The 20896-nt window shown below is 42.6% G+C and carries 18 protein-coding genes; 1 reads left to right on the top strand and 17 read right to left on the bottom strand.

Annotated features, from left to right (window positions below; translation table 11 throughout):
• Positions 1–55 precede the first annotated feature (55 nt).
• Entirely contained in the window at positions 56–991 is a 936-nt protein-coding gene (locus G399_RS0113810; RefSeq protein ID WP_006012898.1) for a GGDEF domain-containing protein, read from the top strand.
• A gap of 71 nt (positions 992–1062) precedes the next feature.
• Here G399_RS0113810 and tilS read toward each other — a convergent pair whose 3' ends face one another.
• The 17 genes from tilS to rpsB all read right to left on the bottom strand — a co-directional run bounded on the left by tilS (position 1063) and on the right by rpsB (position 20788).
• Entirely contained in the window at positions 1063–2364 is a 1302-nt protein-coding gene (gene tilS / locus G399_RS0113805) for a tRNA lysidine(34) synthetase TilS (protein ID WP_006012897.1), read from the bottom strand.
• A gap of 154 nt (positions 2365–2518) precedes the next feature.
• On the bottom strand, positions 2519–3475 hold the full coding sequence (accA, locus tag G399_RS0113800) for an acetyl-CoA carboxylase carboxyl transferase subunit alpha (RefSeq protein ID WP_006012896.1): 957 nt from the start codon (positions 3473–3475) through the stop codon (positions 2519–2521).
• 43 nt (positions 3476–3518) lie between these two features.
• Positions 3519–6938, bottom strand: coding sequence for a DNA polymerase III subunit alpha (dnaE, locus tag G399_RS0113795; RefSeq protein WP_034897230.1), 3420 nt, complete (start codon positions 6936–6938; stop codon positions 3519–3521).
• Positions 6939–6983: 45 nt separating this feature from the next.
• The gene (rnhB, locus tag G399_RS0113790; RefSeq protein WP_006012894.1) at positions 6984–7628 is read right to left on the bottom strand and encodes a ribonuclease HII; all 645 of its coding nucleotides are present in this window, start codon (positions 7626–7628) and stop codon (positions 6984–6986) included.
• The gene (lpxB, locus tag G399_RS0113785; RefSeq protein WP_006012892.1) at positions 7621–8811 is read right to left on the bottom strand and encodes a lipid-A-disaccharide synthase; all 1191 of its coding nucleotides are present in this window, start codon (positions 8809–8811) and stop codon (positions 7621–7623) included. Before lpxB ends, rnhB begins: the two co-directional genes overlap by 8 nt.
• A gap of 5 nt (positions 8812–8816) precedes the next feature.
• The gene (gene lpxA / locus G399_RS0113780) at positions 8817–9587 is read right to left on the bottom strand and encodes an acyl-ACP--UDP-N-acetylglucosamine O-acyltransferase (RefSeq protein WP_006012891.1); all 771 of its coding nucleotides are present in this window, start codon (positions 9585–9587) and stop codon (positions 8817–8819) included.
• A gap of 1 nt (position 9588) precedes the next feature.
• Positions 9589–10035, bottom strand: a complete 447-nt coding sequence (gene fabZ, locus G399_RS0113775) for a 3-hydroxyacyl-ACP dehydratase FabZ (RefSeq protein ID WP_006012890.1) — start codon at positions 10033–10035, stop codon at positions 9589–9591.
• A gap of 196 nt (positions 10036–10231) precedes the next feature.
• Positions 10232–10750 (bottom strand): OmpH/Skp family outer membrane protein, encoded by a 519-nt coding sequence (locus G399_RS0113770; RefSeq protein ID WP_006012889.1) that lies wholly within the window; start codon positions 10748–10750, stop codon positions 10232–10234.
• A 97-nt stretch (positions 10751–10847) separates the two neighbouring features.
• Positions 10848–13334 (bottom strand): outer membrane protein assembly factor BamA, encoded by a 2487-nt coding sequence (gene bamA / locus G399_RS0113765; RefSeq protein ID WP_006012888.1) that lies wholly within the window; start codon positions 13332–13334, stop codon positions 10848–10850.
• 44 nt (positions 13335–13378) lie between these two features.
• The gene (gene rseP / locus G399_RS0113760; RefSeq protein WP_006012887.1) at positions 13379–14731 is read right to left on the bottom strand and encodes an RIP metalloprotease RseP; all 1353 of its coding nucleotides are present in this window, start codon (positions 14729–14731) and stop codon (positions 13379–13381) included.
• On the bottom strand, positions 14731–15912 hold the full coding sequence (gene ispC, locus G399_RS0113755) for a 1-deoxy-D-xylulose-5-phosphate reductoisomerase (RefSeq protein ID WP_006012885.1): 1182 nt from the start codon (positions 15910–15912) through the stop codon (positions 14731–14733). The genes rseP and ispC overlap by 1 nt, the downstream gene beginning before the upstream one ends.
• A 70-nt stretch (positions 15913–15982) precedes the next feature.
• The gene (locus G399_RS0113750) at positions 15983–16846 is read right to left on the bottom strand and encodes a phosphatidate cytidylyltransferase (protein WP_006012883.1); all 864 of its coding nucleotides are present in this window, start codon (positions 16844–16846) and stop codon (positions 15983–15985) included.
• A gap of 5 nt (positions 16847–16851) precedes the next feature.
• Positions 16852–17622, bottom strand: a complete 771-nt coding sequence (uppS, locus tag G399_RS0113745) for a polyprenyl diphosphate synthase (RefSeq protein ID WP_006012882.1) — start codon at positions 17620–17622, stop codon at positions 16852–16854.
• A 4-nt stretch (positions 17623–17626) separates the two neighbouring features.
• Positions 17627–18184, bottom strand: coding sequence for a ribosome recycling factor (frr, locus tag G399_RS0113740; RefSeq protein ID WP_006012881.1), 558 nt, complete (start codon positions 18182–18184; stop codon positions 17627–17629).
• Positions 18185–18199: 15 nt separating this feature from the next.
• Positions 18200–18937, bottom strand: coding sequence for a UMP kinase (pyrH, locus tag G399_RS0113735; protein ID WP_006012880.1), 738 nt, complete (start codon positions 18935–18937; stop codon positions 18200–18202).
• 172 nt (positions 18938–19109) lie between these two features.
• Positions 19110–19982 carry a translation elongation factor Ts gene (gene tsf / locus G399_RS0113730; RefSeq protein ID WP_006012879.1) on the bottom strand — a complete coding sequence of 291 codons (873 nt, stop codon included), beginning with the start codon at positions 19980–19982 and terminating at the stop codon, positions 19110–19112.
• 71 nt (positions 19983–20053) lie between these two features.
• Positions 20054–20788, bottom strand: coding sequence for a 30S ribosomal protein S2 (gene rpsB, locus G399_RS0113725; RefSeq protein ID WP_006012878.1), 735 nt, complete (start codon positions 20786–20788; stop codon positions 20054–20056).
• Positions 20789–20896 lie beyond the last annotated feature (108 nt).

Below are 20896 nucleotides of genomic sequence, written 5' to 3'. Positions count from 1 at the left end.
CGCATAAATAAAATAAGTGATAAACAGATCACGATAAATCTATTTGGAGTTAACGTTGGATATCCTTGAAGTAAATGAAGGTAATGAACCTAAGGATGTTTCTGTGCTTGAGCCTAGTTTCGCTCAGGCATTTGAATACGATCATACGAGAATGACCACTATGTTATCAAATAGTGAAACGTCAAGTATAATGAGGCGCATGCTACAAACTATTGAGTTAGAAGAATTGGCAAAAACTTATTTTCAGTTGCTTAGTGTCAAGCTTCCCTGCACCTCAATAAAAATAAGCTTCGCTGATAAAAGCCTGTGTTTTGGCTGTGTCGTAAAAAACGCTCGTAGTATGAAAATTTCACTCGACTACGGTCATCATTTCGGTGCTCCACAGCATGCCCAATTGGCCTATGTATTTTCTCGAGTTTTGTTGCCACGTCAGCGCAAATTATTATCTGAAATACACGCAATCTATGCCATGGGATTAAAACATGCTTTGGAGTTCTATCGAATTCGTCGGCTTGCAACCAAAGACATGCTGACAGGTTTATGTAACCGTTCGCATTTTAATGACTCACTGCATAAATTAATGAGTATCAGCTTGCGTACCAAGCAAACTTTCGGTTTGCTTGTTCTGGACTTAGATAATTTTAAGCAAGTTAATGACCGTCATGGTCACCAGCAAGGTGATGAAGTACTCGTGGAATTCGCTAATTTATTGACCCGTTCATTACGCGAATCTGATCACGCTTTTAGATTTGGCGGAGATGAGTTTTGCTGTTTACTTGTGGACAGTGATCAAGCCGCCAATGAGCGCGTTGCGAGGCGGATTCAAAAGACCATTGCAGAGCACCCTCTGTTTACACAATATAAGGTATCTACAAGTGTTGGCGCAACAACGTTTCATGATATTGATACACAAGAGACCTTGTTCAAGCGCGCCGATATGGCGTTATATCAAGCCAAACACTCTGGTAAAAACCTATTTAAAGCAGCCTAATTGAACCTTCGAGGTTTATTGAAACAACATTAATGATAGTGACAGGCAAAGGGCAACATTTTGCCATGGTATTACATTTTCTGAATAAGTTTATATATTGTGTCAGTGCTCTGGTATTCGGTTTGAAATTGCGCACTAAACATTAATTTAGGGCCTAATTGCACGGCAATAATGTGCTCATTGAGGCAAACAATAGGCATTGCCATGCGTCGCCACGGCTTAACTTTCCACTCTTTCATCCACGCTTTAATTGTTTTAGTCGGTCGGTTGGCAAAAAGACGCACTTTTCGATGCAAATCGCCATAGGTGACGTTAAGATATTCAAGCTTTGTGTCTAACTCAATATTGACCCTGTGCGCAACCAAGGGGACATCTGCAATGTCTGACAGCGCGACCCAATACAAATACTGATTGAAGCTGCGGCATTGCCAATTTCTCACTTGAACGTAACCTACCTGGTCCACTTTCGCCGTTCTTAATTTTTGGATTTCATTTAATTGAGCTACTGAAACAGTCAACCCAATCTGCTGAGTGCTCCAAAGCCTAATAACTTCGCTAAGCAATGCGTCTGGCAAGGGGCATAATCCTGATAGTGACAGTGCCGCTTCTTCATTTTCAATTTTATTCAGCGCTTCCCTCGCCAATGTTTCAATTAATTTATTTTGAGACGCACATAGCAATGCACTTCTAATAATAGTTTTGTTAATTTGCGGCCACTTTTCTTTTAATATTGGCATGACATTGTTGCGCAAAAAATTTCTATCAAAGGAGGTGTCTTGGTTCGACTCATCTTCAACCCATGTTAACTGATGCTGTTGAGCGTAAGTTAGGATGTCTTGCTTAGAAACACCTGCATTTATCCAAGGTCGCGCATATTCGACTGAGCTTGTTTTTGTAAAACGTGACGCCATGCCACTCAGCCCTTTTGGCCCCGCTCCACGTTTTAGCTGCAGTAAAACTGTTTCGGCTTGGTCATCTTCATGTTGTGCCAGTAAAATCAGCGAATCTGGCGGCGCTAATTTGTCTAATGCTGCATACCTCGCATTTCTAGCTAATGCTTCGAGACTTTGCCGAGGCTCTGGCTGAACGCTCACTTTGTGATATTGAAATAGAATTTTGCATTGCCATGAAACTTCAAATTGCGCGCAAAGCTGCCGACAAAATGCCAACCAACTATCGGCATTTGGACTTAGTCCGTGATGAATATGAATAGCATTGACGCTAAAAGGAAGTTTGGTTTGCGCTCGCAGGGTTAGGCAAGCATGCAACATAACGACGGAGTCAACACCGCCACTCAATGCAATGGTCAGCGACTTACATTGAGGTGGAACACAACTCTGAATGCTTGTTACGAGCTGTGGGTTCGCTGACATACCAATTCCATTAGTTTTAAGCCGTTGGCTAAGATAATAAACTCCTAGCCAGCTATCGATGGTTTTTTATAAGTGCTTTCTATCAGTGCTTTCTATTAGCGCTTTCTATTAGCGCTTTTTATAAGTGCTTTCCATAAGGGTTTTGTTGATGTGACTAACAATAGCCAAACGACATTAGGCGTTCGTAACGCTCTTCCAGCAAGGTCTCTGTTGGTAACGTTTGCAGTTGTGCAAGCTGTTGCTTTAACACCGCCTTCAAATTAGCCGCCATACCACTGTAATCTCTATGTGCTGCACCTAGTGGCTCTTCTACAATACTGTTAATAAGGCCTAGTGCTTTAATTTGCGGCGCAGTAACACCCATAGCTTCGGCTGCAGTAGACGCTTTTGCGGCACTCTTCCACAATATTGACGCACAACCCTCCGGCGAAATAACCGAATAGGTACTATATTGAAGCATGTTCACTCTATCGCCAACACCAATAGCTAAGGCACCGCCCGAACCACCTTCGCCAATCACCGTACAAATAATAGGAACGGCAAGCTCAGCCATAACCTTTAAATTCATTGCTATCGCTTCACTTTGGTTGCGCTCTTCTGCACCAACGCCGGGGTAAGCGCCAGGTGTATCAATGAAGGTAAGAATAGGTAGCTTAAATCTTTCTGCCATATTCATCAAACGTAGCGCTTTGCGATACCCTTCGGGTTTAGGCATACCAAAATTACGTCTGATTTTTTCTTGCGTATCACGCCCCTTCTGATGGCCAATAACCATCACAGGAGTACCATCTAGCTTTGCCAATCCGCCAATAATAGCTTTGTCGTCTGCATAAGCACGATCACCCGCTAATTCATCGAAATCAGTCAGCATATTGTTAATATAGTCCTGAGTATAAGGACGCATAGGGTGTCGGGCAATTTGCGTAATTTGCCACGCCCCTAGATTTGAAAAAACCTTTTTCGTTTGTTCAGTGCATTTTTCTTTCAGCTTGCCAATCGCTTCTTCTATACTTACGTCGAACTCGCCGCCTTGATTGACGATACGCAGTTCTCGAATTTTGGCTTCTAACTCAGCAATAGGCTGCTCGAAATCCAAAAAATGTCCACTCATGATTAATCCTAACACTTTGTAAAACCGAGTTAATACTAGGTTTTTAGTTAAATTCTAAGTTAACTTGCTCTGCGCCTAATATGTGACGCAACTCAGCTAATAATTGTTCTTCTGGCTCTACGCACCATTGGGCGCCTGAAGCAATCGTTACTTCTGCATCTTCATGTTGTACATGAAGATGCAGTGGGCAAGTACCATTTTTATATACTTGCAATATGCCCTGTACTTTAGCGACTGTTGACAAAGTACACAACTTTTCTGGAATACTTATTTTTAATTGCTTAACGTATTTAGAACGCGCTTGAACAATAGTTAACACATCTTTTGCGTTTATTGTATTGCCGCCGTTAAAATCATCAAAGCTGACCTGTCCTTTTACCCACAATAAATTATCAGAAACTAGCACAGATTCAAATTGTTCATACGTTTCTGGGTAAAACCGCACGTCCATTCTGGCAGACTTGTCATCTAATGTCACAATACCCCATCGGCGCCCCTTTTTATTGGTCATAACACGCACGCCAATGACCAATCCGACGGTGCTGATGAAGTGGTCACGATTGGTTGGCGTTAAGTCCGCTAACCTGCCATCGGTGTATTGCTTAATCTCTTTCAAATACTGATTAATTGGATGCCCAGTCAAATATAGTCCTAAGGTTTCTTTTTCGCCATCTAACCATACTTTTTCCGACCACTCAGGCACTTTTGCAAATGCATTGGTGATGTCTTCGTCAGACTCTATTTGCACACCGAATAAGTCAGCTTGACCTGCAAGTTCTGCTTTTGCATGCTGACTGGCGGCACTTAATGCATCTTTAATGGTTGCCATTAACGCAGCTCTATGCGGACCTAAATTATCCATAGCACCGCTAAGTACTAGCTTCTCAAGTACCCGTTTGCTGACCCGTTTAGCGTCAACTTTAGCACAAAAGTCGAACAAATCTTTAAACTTACCTTGCTGTTCTCGTGCTTCTATAATTGCTTCCACAGCGCCTTCACCAACACCTTTAATAGCGCCAATACCATACACGATTTGGCCATCAGCATTGACCGTAAACTTATATTCTCCAGCATTAAGATCTGGCGGCAGTATATCCAGATTCATATGACCACACTCATCCACAAGGGTCACTATTTTGTCGGTGTTATCCATATCCGCAGACATAACCGCGGACATAAATTCAGCTGGGTAATGTGTTTTTAGCCAAAGCGTCTGATAAGACACCAACGCATAAGCTGCCGAGTGTGATTTGTTAAAACCGTAACCGGCAAATTTTTCAACTAAGTCGAAAATCTTTATGGATAATTCTGCATCAATGTTGTTGTCTGCAGCACCCTGCTCAAAAGACTCGCGCTGCTTGGCCATTTCTTCTGCGTTTTTCTTACCCATTGCTCGACGCAACAAGTCAGCGCCACCAAGTGAATACCCAGACATTACCTGAGCAATCTGCATTACTTGTTCTTGATAAAGAATAATGCCATAAGTTGGCTCAAGGATTTCTCGTAAGCACTCATGTTGATACTCAGCATCAGGATATGAAATGGCTTCACGTCCGTGTTTTCTATCAATGAAGTTATCAACCATGCCAGACTGCAATGGACCCGGTCTAAACAGCGCAACGAGTGCGATTATGTCTTCAAAACAATCCGGTTTGAGGCGGTTGATTAAGTCTTTCATTCCCCGCGATTCGAGCTGAAACACCGCCGTTGTCTGGGCTTTTTGCAGTACTTTAAAGCATTTAGGGTCTTCAAGAGGAATTTGGGTAATATCGACATCTACCCCATGCACTTCTCTGATCATATCGGTTGCCCACTGAATAATAGTCAGTGTACGCAAACCCAAGAAATCGAATTTGACTAAGCCAGCTGTTTCCACGTCATTTTTATCAAATTGGGTAACGGGGTTAGCACCCATGTCATCGCAGTATAACGGCGAAAAATCAGTAATAGTGGTCGGTGATATAACAACACCTCCCGCATGTTTGCCGGCGTTTCGAGTCACGCCCTCAAGGATGCGTGCAGTGTCAATAAGTTCTTTTACATCTTCGTCTTGATCATAAAGTTCAGGTAATCGAGGCTCAACGGCAAATGCTTTTTCCAATGTCATGCCAGGATCAGCAGGTATCATTTTTGAAATACGGTCAACAAAGCCATACGGATGACCGAGCACTCTGCCGACATCACGGATAACCGCTTTTGCTGCCATCGTACCGAAAGTGATTATTTGGGATACCGCGTCACGACCATAAATTTCTGCTACGTGGTCAATGACTTCGTCGCGGCGGTCCATACAAAAATCGATATCGAAATCCGGCATGGATACCCGTTCTGGATTCAAAAAACGTTCGAAAAGCAGCTCAAACTCCAGCGGATCAAGGTCGGTAATATCTAAGGCATAAGCAACTAAAGAGCCTGCACCTGACCCACGCCCCGGACCCACCGGAATATTATTGTCTTTGCTCCACTGAATAAATTCCATCACTATCAAGAAGTAACCGGGAAAGCCCATTTGGTTAATAACTTTGAGCTCTCTTTGAAGACGCTCATCGTACTCTGCGCGTTTTTCTTGACGTTCAACTTCATCGGTAAATATTTTGCTTAAGCGGCGCTCTAGTCCTTCTTCAGAGACTTTAACCAAAAAGTCTTCTGTGCTCATATCACCGGTTGGAAACTGCGGTAAAAAGTACTCACCTAAGGTCAGTTCGGCATTGCAGCGTTTGGCTATTTCAACGCTGTTATGTATTGCGGAAGGAATATCTTTAAACAACGCCGTCATTTCTTCTGCGCTGCGCAAGTATTGCTGAGCACTGTGCTTTTTAGGACGACGCTTGTCATCTAATGTATAACCTTCACTAATGCAAACACGCACTTCATGGGGTTCATAACCTTCCGGCTCAATAAAGCAAACTTCATTGGTCGCCACTACCGGAAAATCATTCTGAGTGGCCCATTCAACGGCGCGATGAATGTAGTCTTCTTCTCCATCCCGGCCCGTACGCATCAACTCAATATAAAAATGGTCGCGAAAATGCTGTCGAAAAAATGCACTTATATTATTAGCAATTTCCGGATTATTTTTAGTTAAGGCAATGCCCAAATCACCCGCCAATGCGCCCGATAAAACAATAACACCTTCCGCGTATTCAGCTAGCCATTCTTGACGCACCACGACTTTATGCTGCACATGGCCTTGTCGGTAAGCTCGGGAAATGATTTCGGTGATGTTTTTGTAGCCTTGAATATTTTTAGCAATCAAGGTTAAGCGCGTTATTTCATCTGGAAAGTGCGAAGACAATAACCAAATATCACAACCGATGATAGGCTTTACACCGATACTAAAGGCAGCGGAGTAGAACTTCACCAAACCGCACATATTCATCAGATCGGTGATCGCAATTGCGGGCATGTTCATGGATTTTGTTTTTGCTAAAATCGGCTTTACTTTGTTTAAGCCGTCTTGCATTGAATAATCGCTATGCACTCGTAAGTGTACAAAATTGGCTGACACTTATTTTACCTCGTCCTGTAACTCGCCTTGCCACAAAGCTAAAACGCTCTGTACAGGCTTAAAACTTTGTCGATAACATGACAGTGGGCCATGCTCTTGTAATGCGGCTACGTGTGCTTTTGTAGGATAGCCTTTATGCGCTGCAAATCCATATTGTGGATACTGTTTGTCCAACGCAATCATCTCATTGTCCCTTGCCACTTTGGCAATAATAGAAGCGGCTGAAATTTGTGCAAATAACGCATCGCCTTTGATAACAGCATGACTACTATAGCTCCAAATTGGGCAGCGATTTCCATCCACTAGCACATGTTCGGGTTGAATATTCAATCCTTCAACAGCGCGCTTCATAGCTAACATAGTAGCGTGAAGTATGTTGAGCTGGTCAATTTCCAATACGCTAGCGCGTCCTAAACTCCATGATAACGCGTTTTGCTTGATCAGTACTGATAATTCATTACGTTTTTTTTCAGATAATTTCTTTGAATCAGCTAATCCTATAATTGGCTTTTTGGGGTCAAGTATGACGGCTGCGGTAACAACATCACCCGCCAATGGACCACGACCGACTTCATCAACCCCAGCAACCAATGAGTAACGCTGAATTGACATGTTAATGGCATCTAACTGCGCTTGTTTACTCATCGCTGCTTTTCTGTGACAACAGGCCTTGAATTGCTTTTGCCGCTTGCTCATCGGCGTTTAACTGCAACATTTTATGTAATTGCGTAAAGCGCGATATTAATGCATGTGGCTCGCTCTGTAACATGGGCCTTAACTTATCAGCTATATTTTGCGGCTCCACATCTTCTTGCAATAATTCGGGTACCAGTGCTTCATTGGCTAAAATATTCGGCAATGAAAAGAAAGCCGGTTTATACAAACGCTGCATAATAATGTGTGTCATTTTAGACATTTTATAGCCAACGACCATTGGTTTTTTGCACAGCATGGCTTCGAGTGTTGCCGTACCCGATGCTAATAACACCGCATCAGCGGCAATCATTACATCTCGAGCTGACATTTGCGTCACTCGCACATGCACCGCTGGCTTAAGCTCTTCTAGTAACAACTTGATTTGAACTTCTCGAGCGTCGTTTGCCGCGGGTATGAGCACTTTTAAGGCGGGTAAACTGCGCGCAAGTAACTCAGCTGCTTTTATAAAGTCAGGCAGCAACGTGTCTACTTCTCGCGCACGACTTCCGGGCAATAGAGCCAATACCTTATCTGTGTATTCCAATGCAAATAGTGTTCTTTTTGCTGATTGATCGGGGACCAATGCAATGCTGTCAGCCATAGTGTGGCCAACATATTGATAAGGCACCTTGTATTTTTCATAAATACTGGCTTCAAATGGAAAAATACCCAGCACTAAGTTAGTCGCTTTAGCGATTTTATGAATGCGCGACTCACGCCACGCCCATATAGTTGGACTAACGTAATGGACCGTTTTTACACCCGCTTTTTTTAGTTTTGTTTCCACCGCAAGGTTAAAGTCGGGGGCGTCTACACCAATGAATATATCTGGCGGTTTATTGAGAAAATGCTGAATAACGGTTTTGCGAATGTGCAGTAAACGAGGTAAGTGTTTTAGCACTTCTACTAAGCCCATTACGGACAATTCTTCCATATCAAATAAAGAATTTAGGCCCAGTGCAGTGAGATGTTTACCACCAATACCTTCGAAACTGGCGTTTGGGTACATCTCTTTGAGAACAGCAACAAAACCAGCAGCGAGCACATCACCTGATGCTTCGCCGGCGACAATACCAATTCGCAGCGGTTTATCACTTACTATTTTATTTATCAGTGACTTAACAATAGTCATTCGATTTAGCGAACGATGCCGCGTTTTGAGGATGCGACAAAATCTGCTAAGATTTTCACATCAGGCTCTGCCTCTGCCATTTCATTCAACAGCACCAGTGCTTGATCGGTTGTATTACCGTTACGATAAATAACTTTGTAGGCACGTTTGATTGCCATAATAGCAGACGAAGTAAAACCTCGACGCTTCAGCCCCTCACTATTAATACCTTGGGGGATATGTTTAGTGCCGCTAACCATTATGTAAGGCGGAACATCTTTCAATATAACAGCACCACCACCCGTAAATGAGTGCGCACCAATATGACAAAATTGATGTACGGCTGTCATGCCGCCAAGAATGACTTGACTTGCAACGTGAACGTGACCTGCTAGCGTGCAGTTATTTGCAAATACATTATCATTTCCCAACACACAATCGTGCGCTACATGCGTATTAACCATGAATAAGTTGCGACTACCAATTCGAGTCACGCACTCATCTTGGGTCGTACCTCGGTGCACAGTGCATGACTCGCGAAAGACATTGTCGTCACCAATTTCAAGATAAGTAGCTTCACCCGCGTATTTTTTGTCCTGACAATCTTCACCTATTGAACAGAACTGGAAAAATACATTGTTTTTGCCAATTTTTGAGTGTCCTTTAACCACTATGTGTGAAGAAAACACACAATTATCGCCAATGTCTACGTTGTCGCCAATGACACAAAATGGACCTATTTGAACATTGTTACCAATTTTAGCCGATGCTGATATTATCGATGAAGGATGGATCATATTACATATCTCTCATTGCACACATGAAATCAGCGCTGCAAACTATTGCACCATCAACCGTAGCGACACCAGAAAATTTCCAAATACCGCGGCGTTCTTTAATAAGCTCAACCGCATAATCTAAGCGATCTCCGGGTCCGCATGGACGCTTAAATCGGGCTTTATCGATACCTGCATAAAGATACAATTGATCGCTACTGCCCATGGTTTTAAACCCCAGCACACCGGCAGCTTGGGCTAAACCTTCAAGGATCATGACGCCGGGGAAAATAGGTTGGCCCGGAAAGTGGCCGGTAAAACAAGGTTCATTAAAGGTAATGTTTTTATAACCTTTAATTGACTTGCCAAGTTCATAATCAGTAACGCGGTCAATTAACAGAAATGGATATCTATGGGGTAATAATTCCATTATTTCTTTAATGTAGATGGTCTTTTGTGAGTCTGCCAAAATATTTCCTTTGCGGTCTAAAGCGAATGGATTTCGCCTAGCCAATCACTCTATTATTTTTGTCCTGCAACGTGGGTGCATAAGATACACTTTTGAGGACCAAAAACAAATCAGACCAACCGATTGGTTGGCCTGATTTTCGCCAGAACTGTAGGTATCGCAATCTTTTATATCGACTGTCGACCTATATTTAACCTTACTGAGCTTTAGTTACTTGCTCTAACACTTGCTGTGAGATATCAAATTCAGGCTTCACGAAAGGTGTTGTGCTTCTGTTTAAAACCACATCATACTCACCTTCAGCTGCAATTTTTTCAACCGCTTGCATAACTAGACCAAGCAATTTTCTTTGCTCTTCCTGTTCACGCGTTTGCATGTCTTTCTGAAGTGGACCGGTTTTTTCTTGCAGTGTTTTTTGCAGCGCAATAATTTGGTCTTCTAATTTGGTTTTATCAACATCACTCATGGTTGCACTTTCACGCTGAAGCTTTTGAATTAAGAAATTGTATTCTTCGCTTTGTGTATTGACTTCTTGGATTTGATCCTTGAATTCACCAGTCACAACTTGTGCTATCTCTGCAAACTGCGGCAATGAGCGCACAATACCTTGTACATCAACAACACCGAGTTTTTGATCTGCAGCTTGCGCGGCGGTCGTCAACAATGCTGAGCTGAGTATAGCGCCCGCGATTAGTGTTTTTGTAAATATTTTCAATGGAAACTCCTTTAATCTGTTCCGTTTTTTATTGGGCGTCTTGGCACCCAACTATTATCAGTTTAATTTGCGTATATGATACTACGTTACCAAGGCTTTAGAAAGTTGAGCCAATGTTAAACGTAAAGAATTTAGGATTATCACCATCGCTTGAACTAATTTCTTTTGAGAAACTAAATACGAGCGGTCCCATCGGTGAAATCCATTGTACGGATATGCCAGCAGAACTTCTAAATTCACTCCAATCGCTGAAATCACTTACCGCTGAGGGTTGACCTGCACCGCTTCTGCCAACGAATTCTAGATCTTTGTATTCGTTGTAATCAAACTCAGTATCCCATACGTTACCCACATCAAGAAAGATTGAAGTACGCACTGAACTATCGAATTCGGTTTCAACAAAAGGCGTTGGTACGATTAACTCTAAACCACCTATGGCCATCGCGTTACCACCTAAGCTTCGTTGTGAAACAACAACACTGTCAGTATCCGGGCTGCCGAAAACAGGGGTACCAAATGGGGTGGTTCCAATTTGCGTAGAAATACGCTGGACGCCACGCGGCCCCACTGTGTTGTCTTCAAAACCGCGCAATGTATCGGCACCACCGGCGGTAAAGTTTTCAGTAAATGGCAGTATTTGCTCACTGCCATTTTTATTGCCATAACCGTTACCGTAACCTAAACGCATTCTAGCGAGTATGGACCAACGCTGATTTTGGCTCAGTGCATAATACCACTTGGTGTCTGCAATAAATTTGAAATAATTAACGTCAGAATTCGGCGTTGTGATACTAAATGATGCACGTTGCGACGAACCATCGGTTGGGAATAAACCGCGGTTGAGGGTTGAGCGTGACCAAGTTGCTGATGCTAAGAAACTTTGGTATTTAATCGCTGAATCAGGCTGATCTAAGGTTCTAAATTGATCATAGAAGCGTGCTGTTTGTTCAAAAGATGTATTATCGCTTGATAGCTCAACATTGGCATACGTTAGTCCAAAACTAATTCGGTTGACCTCATTGATAGGATAACCCACGTTTGCGCCTATTTGGTAACGTTCACTGTCGTATTGAACAACACCAAAGTTGCCACCATCAAACTTACTATAACCGACACTGCCACCTAAGCTGATACCGTCGATCGTGAAGTAAGGGTCAGTGTAATTTAACTGTATTGACTGTTGATAAGATACCGTAGACACGTTCAAACCAATACGCTTACCGGTTCCTAAGAAATTGTCCTGTTGAATACCGGCATTTAAGCTTAGTTTGGTGTTATCACCATAACCAATACCGGCTTGGAACGAGCCTGACGCTTGTTCTTTTACTTTAAACTCAACATCGACTTTATCATCCTCGCCAGGCACTCTGATTGTTTCAAAATCAACCGTTTCCATGTACGTCAATCGAGATAAAGATGCCTTTGAACCTTGTAATAATTGATCTGATAACCACGTACCCTCAAGCTGACTCAAGTTTTGACGCAGTACTTCGTCTGACGTGATCACGTTACCTTGGAAGTTTATGCGGCGAACGTAAATACGCTTACCAGGGTCAACAGACAATGATAGCTTCACCGTTTTGTCTTCATCATTGATGTCTGGAATAGTAGTTACGGTTGGGTAAGCATACCCAAAACGTCCTAAGTACTTACTAATAAATTCTTCGGTGTAAGTCACCGTTGCTTGATTGTACAACTCACCTGCAGAAAGCGGCAGTACTTGGTTTAAGAAGTCTTCAAAACCCAAAAGATCGCCTACCAGTTGAACTTCAGAGATGGTGTATTGTTCGCCCTCGTCTAAGTTCATACCAATATAAATCGCATCTTTTTCTGGGGTCATTGATACTTGCGTGGTGCTGATGGCAAAGCGTAAATAACCTCTGTCTTTATAGAAGCTGGTTAAGTTCTCTAAATCACCCGACAATGTTTGTTGTTGATAACGTGTTTCAGACGTGAAATCCCACCAAGGGGTGTCAAATTTCAATTCCATTACGTTAAACAGTGTTTCGTCATCAAACAACTTGTTACCGACAATATTAACTTGTTTTATCTTAGCCGCGTCACCTTCTTCAAAAAGCAATTTCAAGTCAACTCTATTTCTTGGCAGCGGGGTCACAATAGCTGAGACATCGGCATTGTATTTACCAATACTATAGAAGAAGTCTTTCAAGCCATTTTCGATGGAAGTTAACACTGTTCTATCTAATGGCTCACCGACACGGATATTTGAGTTTTGCAAGCTTTCATCAAGCTGCTCATCTTTAATATCGTCATTGCCTTCGAACACGATGTTGCTGATGGTTGGCCGCTCAGAAACGCGCACAATCAGCACGCCGCCGTCGCGCAGTATCTCAACTTTTTCAAAGTGAGTGGAAGAATACAAAGACCGTATTAATTGACTAATACGAAAGGAATTTAACGGATCGCCTACTTGCACTGGAAGGTACGTAAGCGCCGCACCTAGAGCGACACGCTGCAAACCTTCAACGCGAATATCTTCTACCACAAATTCAGATTTACTCTGTGCAAATGATAACGACGTAAATGCCATCAAGGCAATAAGAACTAACTGTTTACACTTCATTTACTAATATTCTTCCAAAACACGTTTTTTTTATAAAACTATTATTATGTGATGCGATTGATGTCGTTAAAAATGGCAACCGCCATTAGCGTGAATAACAAAACGCCACCTATCCTAAATCCAACTTCCTGCACCGCGTCTGGGACAGGCTTGCCTGTTATCCACTCGGCGATAAAGTACATTAAATGTCCGCCGTCTAACATCGGTAATGGTAACAAATTTATGATCCCAAGATTAACACTGATTAGGGCTAAAAACCCTAAAAATACAATAATTCCATAACTTGCGCTCATTCCAGCGCCTTGGGCAATAGAAATAGGGCCACTCAAATTTTTAACTGCAACGTCACCATTAATAAATTTGCCTAACATTTCGACAGTTAAGGTCATCAATCGCCACGTTTCTTGCGTTCCTTTGACTAAAGCATCAAAAGGCCCTGATTTGTCATGAAAATAATACGCTTCAGGATATGCTGCAACCTGAGAAGAAATACCCAGTCGACCATCAGTACCGGTCGCCGTTTTAACTTCACCTAAGGTAACTGAGAACAGCATAGATCCACCATTTCGCAACACTTCAACTTCAATAGTCTCGTTTGCTCTTGGCTTTACATAGTCCACTATTTGTCCCCATTCATCCATGAAGGTTCCATTTAGTTTTAGTATTTCATCGTTTTCTTGCAAGCCTGCTTGCGCTGAGGGCCCGCCGGGCAGCACTAGGGCAATGATTTTACTGGGCTTTGTTCTGAATGGTTCAAAGCCAATTGACGTGAACATATTGTCTAATTCAGGATCAAACTCCCAATTAGGCATCTTCATTTCATAAGAAACAGCTTGGCCATTTGGTTTTTCAACAGACAGTGGAATATTGTCGCCACCAATAAAGCGCATAAATTCTATGTTGACCGCTTGCCAAGTTTTGGTTTTAGCACCGTCCACCGCAGTGATCCTATCGCCCACTTCAATGCCGGTTGCGGCCATATACGACTCAGGATTTATCTCGCCTATAAAAGGTTTTGCCTTGTCTTGCCCGATCATGGCGACGACCATTAAGATTAAAATCGCGAATAGAAAGTTAATACCAGGGCCTGCGGCTACAATTGCGAATCGTTTCCACACGGGTTGGATGTCAAAAGATTCAGCTTTATCTTGCTCGGCAACATCATCCACCCTACTGTCTAACATTCTTACATAGCCACCTAGCGGAATGGCGGCGATGACAAACTCCATGCCTGTCGATGTAATGCGTTTATACAACGGTTTACCAAAACCGATAGAAAAACGCAGGACTTTAACCCCACACTTTCGGGCGATGATAAAGTGTCCCCATTCATGCACGGCGACTAAAATACCCAATGCCATGATAAACGCACCAATGTTTCGAATAATTTCAAACACTAATTCAATTTCCTTACTATCTGTTGGGCTAAAATTCTTGCCTCTGCATCATGCTCTAGAACTTGCACAATACAAGTGAGTTCAATGAAATCTGTTTTCTGTAGTACGTGTTGATTCACCTTTGCAATGTCAGTAAACTTAATCTGCCCTTTTAAAAATGCATCCACCGCCACTTCATTGGCTGCGTTAATTGCAGTTGTTGCCGCTTGTCCTTGCTTGCAAGCTTCAATTGCCAGGTACAAGTTAGGATATCGATTTTGATCTGGTTTTGAAAAACTGAAGTCTGTCAAACTTGAAAAATCAACAGCTTCTACCCCAGAGGTTATTCGGTCGGGAAAGCTCAAGCCATAAGCGATTGAGGTGCGCATGTCCGGATTGCCTAGTTGTGCAATGATTGAACCATCAACATATTGCACCATCGAATGGATGGTGCTCTGCGGATGCAATACCACTTCGATGTCATCTTCGTGCAGACCAAAAAGCCATTTGGCTTCAATAAATTCGAGCCCCTTGTTCATCATCGTTGCAGAATCAACAGAAATTTTTCGTCCCATTGTCCACGTCGGATGGTCACAAGCTTGGTCTGGAGTAATCGAATCAAATGACTCATCCGCTAGGGTTCTAAAAGGACCACCAGAACCCGTTAGCAAAATTTTAGTAATACCTGATTTTTCTAAATTTCCGTATTCAAAATCGTGCGGCAAGCATTGAAAAATAGCATTGTGTTCACTATCTATAGGTACTAATTCAGCTTTATGCTCACGCACTGCATTCATGAACAGCTCACCCGACATCACTAACGATTCTTTGTTGGCTAATAATACACGTTTACCAGTACGAACCGCAGCTAGTGTAGGCAGTAATCCAGCAGCGCCAACGATAGCCGACATCACAGTGTCTACTTCTGGTGCGCAGCATACATCGTCTAATGCTTGCGCACCAACTAAGATTTCAGAGTGGCAATTTTCTTTTTTTAATATTTTGGCAAATGCAGTATAAGCTTGCGGATCGGATAACACGATATAGCGCGGAGAGCACTGCAGCGCAAGCTGCACAAGCGCGTTTAAATTGGTGTGTCCAGTTATCGCAAACACCCGAAACTTATCAGGATGACGACAAATAACGTCGATCGTGTTTTGACCTATAGAGCCGGTTGCTCCTAGTACAGTGATGGTTCTCACAATATCTGCCAGACCTTTAGATTGAGAAGTGTGAAGGAAATAACGGTGACGCCGATATCAGCATAGTTATCTATGCCATCCATACGACATAACAGAATGCAAAGACCGGAAACGCGGCAGTTAAACTATCTATCCGGTCCATTATACCACCATGACCGGGCAGCAATCTGCCGCTATCTTTAAGACCGGCACAACGTTTAAACATACTCTCATTTAGATCACCTAATGCAGATACTGCTACCGTAACAACACCGATCAGCAAATGTAAACCCATTCGGCTGGCTTCAAACTGATAGTGCAGTGCCGCAAAGGCGATGATCGCGAGTGATGCCATTACCCCCCCAAACAAGCCCTCTATGCTCTTGCCAGGAGAAACATTGGGGCGCAATTTATGCTTACCAAATTTAACCCCAACAAAAAATGCACCGATATCTGCAGCCCATACAATACCCAACACATAAAAAATCAGCGAGGCACCATAAAATGGGTCAACTTCATATAAATTGTTGCGCAAACTAATAACGGCAACCCACGTTGGGATCAAAGTCAGCACGCCAAACGCAGCTCTAATGGGTATACTCTGTGTCCAAACGGAACTATATTTTGGATAAGTCAGGATCATACCAAGTGACACAGCCCACCAAACAGCAGCAATACCCAATATTGTTTTGTAAATACTATTTAATTCGCCTTGATACCAAACTTCTTGACCGTCTACAGCAAAAATAAGCACCCCACATATCAGCAATATGAGGGTCATAAAAGAGGCTTTTGATACCCTACCAGTGATACCTGACATATTAGCCCATTCGTAGGCACCTAGGGCGACTACGCCGGCAACTGCAATTTTAAATTCTTCAACCGGTAAAAATAAAATAGCTAGAATTGCCAACGGTGCAAGAATCACTGCTGTTATTATTCTTTGTTTTAACATTAACCTTAGCCTTGGTTGTCTGGACTCACTTGCGCACCGATTTGTCCAAACCTTCTTTGTCTTTGACAGAAATCCAAAATAGCATCATCAAACTTCTGTTCGTCGAAATCTGGCCAAAGTGTCTCACAAAAATAGAATTCTGCATATGCAGATTGCCACAATAAAAAGTTGCTTATTCTATGATCGCCACCCGTTCGGATCATTAAATCCAACGCCGGTAAATCAGACATACAAGTGTATTGATTGAAGCTATCTTCGGTGATGTCTTCTGCTTTGATACGTCCTTGCTTGACATCATCAGCTATTTTTTGAACAGCCTTGACGATATCCCAACGGCCGCCATAATTAGCAGCAACATTGAGTGTTAGCGCGGTATTATTTTCCGTCAGAAGTTCGGCTTTGCGGATCTTCTCGACTAATTTTTGATCAAAAGCCGATAAATCACCAATCACTTTAAGGCGAATATTATTTTTGTTAAGTTTCTTAACCTCACTCGCTAAAACAAGATTAAAAAGCTGGATCAAAATATTAACTTCGTCCTTAGGACGTTTCCAATTTTCACTACTGAAAGCAAATAAGGTAAGTGCTTTTATGCCTTTCTTTCGTGCGTACCTAACAGATGCACGAACAGCTTTCACACCCGCCTTGTGACCAAAGGTTCTTAACTTTCCTTGTTGTTGTGCCCAGCGCCCGTTGCCATCCATTATAATGGCCACATGCTGTGGCAAAGTGCCGACGAATGACGCCGGCTCTTTAGTCGAACTTTCGGTACTCAAGGGTCTACACTTCCATCAATTCTTTTTCTTTGTCAGCAAGAATATTATCAATGTTTTTGATAAATTCGTTAGTCAACGTTTGGATGTTCTCTTCACCAGCACGACTTTGATCTTCGCTAGCTTCTTTTTCTTTAAGTAATTCTTTAATATCGCTGTTTGCTTCTCGGCGAATATTGCGCACTGCAACTCTGCCCTGCTCCGCTTCATGACGCACAACTTTGATTAAATCTTTTCGGCGCTCTTCAGTCAGTGCCGGCATTGGAATACGTATTGTAGTGCCAGCACTCATCGGATTTAAACCTAAGTTTGATTGCATAATCGCTTTTTCAACGGCTTGAATAATGCTTTTATCAAAAACCGACAACGCAAGCGTGCGATTGTCTTCTGCAACTACGTTAGCAACTTGTTTTAGCGGCGTATTAGAACCATAGTAAGGCACCATAATGCTATCTAACAAACTTGGATGAGCACGACCCGTTCTGATCTTGCTTAGCTGACTTTTTAACGCAACAATACTCTTTTCCATGCGCTGCTGAGCATCTATTTCAATTTCATCAATCACAACAAAATCCTTATTTTATACTTCTTCTGGATGACAGATAGTGGTGCCTTCGTCGTCACCTAATACGACTCGCTTCAAACAACCTGGTTTATTCATATTGAATACTCTAATGGGTATGTTGTGGTCGCGAGCTAGCGTAAAGGCTGACAGGTCCATTACTTTTAATTCTTTTTCTAGTACTTCTTGGTAACTGATGCGTTTTAATAAAACGGCATCTGGATTTTTCACAGGGTCAGCACTGTAAACACCATCGACTTTGGTTGCTTTTAGTACGGCGTCGGCTTCAATTTCGATACCGCGTAAACATGCAGCAGAGTCTGTTGTGAAGAAAGGGTTACCTGTACCTGCAGAGAATATCACAACTCTACCGGATTTTAGAAAACTTATAGCGTCTGCCCAATTATAAGGGTCACAAACACCATTTAAAGGAATAGCTGACATTAGGCGCGCATTCACGAAAGCTCTGTGCAATGCATCGCGCATTGCCAAGCCGTTCATGACGGTTGCGAGCATACCCATATGGTCTCCAACAACACGATGCATACCGGCTTTGGCTAAACCTTCGCCACGGAATAAGTTACCACCACCGATAACCAGACCTACTTCTACGCCCAACTCAACTATTTCTTTTATTTCGAGTGCCATGCGGTCCAACACTTTGGCGTCAATTCCAAAGTTTTCATCGCCCATTAGGGCTTCACCACTCAGTTTTAGCAAAATGCGTCTGTAAGCCGCTTTTGGTATGGTTATCATTGTGTGTCCTTCATTGTGTGTCCTTTGCAGTGGTTTTGTCTATTTTATTATACTCATTAAAACAGAGCTAAAATAGGACGGTAAACACTTTTAACATCTATAAAAAAGCACCTCAATTGAGGTGCTTCATATGTTATCCGAGAATCGGTGATTGCAAAAGCAATCGAAGCACTTATTTCTTAGCTGCTTCCAATTGTGCAGCAACTTCTGCAGCAAAATCTTCAGATTTCTTCTCGATACCTTCACCCACTTCAAAGCGGATAAAGTTAACAACATCTGCGCCTTTAGATTTCAAAAGTTCACCAACGCTTTGTGCTGGATCTTTAATGAATGGCTGACCAGTTAGGCTGACTTCGCCAGTGAATTTCTTCATGCGGCCAGAAACCATTTTCTCGGCGATATCAGCTGGCTTACCAGACTGAATAGCGATGTCAATTTGAATTTCTTTTTCTTTTGCAATAACCGCTTCTGGAACATCAGAAGGCTTAACGAATTGCGGACTAGCAGCTGCAACGTGCATAGCAATGTCTTTTGCTAGCTCTTCATCGCCGCCTTCCAAAATTACGATAACACCAATACGACCGCCGTGGACGTATGCGCCTAATGTTGAACCTTCAACATTGATAACACGACGTGGGCTGATGTTTTCACCAATTTTGGTAACCAATGTGTCACGCACTGTCGCGACAGTTGAACCATCAAGTTCAGCTGCAAGTAATGTGTCGATATCATTGATGCCATGTGCCGCAGCAACGTCAATCAATTTATTACCGAAAGCAAGGAAACCCTCGTCGCGTGCAACGAAATCTGTTTCACAGTTAACTTCCATCATAGTTGCTTTGCCACTAGTGATGTTAGTTAATATAACGCCTTCTGCTGCAATACGACCTGCTTTTTTAGCCGCTTTTGCTTGACCAGATTTGCGCATATTTTCAATTGCTAGCTCGATATCACCATCAGTTTCAACTAATGCGTTCTTACAATCTAGCATACCAGCGCCGGTGCGCTCGCGTATTTCTTTAACCAGTGCTGCTGTCACTGCCATTTTCTTGTCCTCAAAATATGAATATTTAGAAAAGGGGGCGTTAGCCCCCTTTGATAATCTACTTATAAAACCTACTCTGCGGCTTCTACGAAATCATCTTTCTCAGAAACTGCGACAATTATGTCTTGATTACGGCCTTCGTTGATCGCATCAGCAGCAGCATTAGTGTAAAGATTAACCGCGCGGATAGCATCGTCGTTACCAGGAATAACGTAATCAACGCCATCTGGATTAGAGTTAGTATCTACTACACCCACAACTGGAATACCAAGGTTGCGAGCTTCTGTTACTGCAATGTGCTCATGATCGGCATCGATAACAAAGATAACGTCTGGAAGACCACCCATGTTTTTGATACCGCCTAAACTACCTTCTAGTTTAGTCATTTCGCGCTGAAGCATTAACACTTCTTTCTTAGTTAGCTTCTCGAATGTACCGTCAGCAGACTGTACTTCTAAATCTTTAAGACGTTTGATTGATTGACGGACTGTTTTCCAGTTAGTCAACATACCACCCAACCAACGCTTGTTTACATAGAATTGATCACACTTTTCAGCTGCTTCTCTGACGGCTATACTTGCTGCACGCTTGGTACCAACAAATAAAATTTTACCCTTCTTATGAGAAACACCAGAAAGATAGCTTAGTGCTTCATTAAATAAAGGAACTGTCTTTTCTAAGTTGATGATATGAACTCGGTTACGAGCGCCAAAAATGTACTGAGCCATTTTTGGGTTCCAGTAGCGAGTTTGGTGGCCGAAGTGAACACCGGCTTGTAGCATGTCACGCATTGATACGTTTGCCATTTTATATTTTCCTATTTAGGGGTTAGGCCTCCATACACCCCTGCTCTCGATCCAAAACGTTGTAATAACAACGTGTTAGACACCCCGAGATCAGTGTCGGTATATGTG

The sequence above is a fragment of the Brumicola pallidula DSM 14239 = ACAM 615 genome, assembly GCF_000428905.1.
Lineage (GTDB): Bacteria > Pseudomonadota > Gammaproteobacteria > Enterobacterales > Alteromonadaceae > Glaciecola > Glaciecola pallidula.
This window is presented reverse-complemented; position numbering and strand designations above follow the sequence as displayed.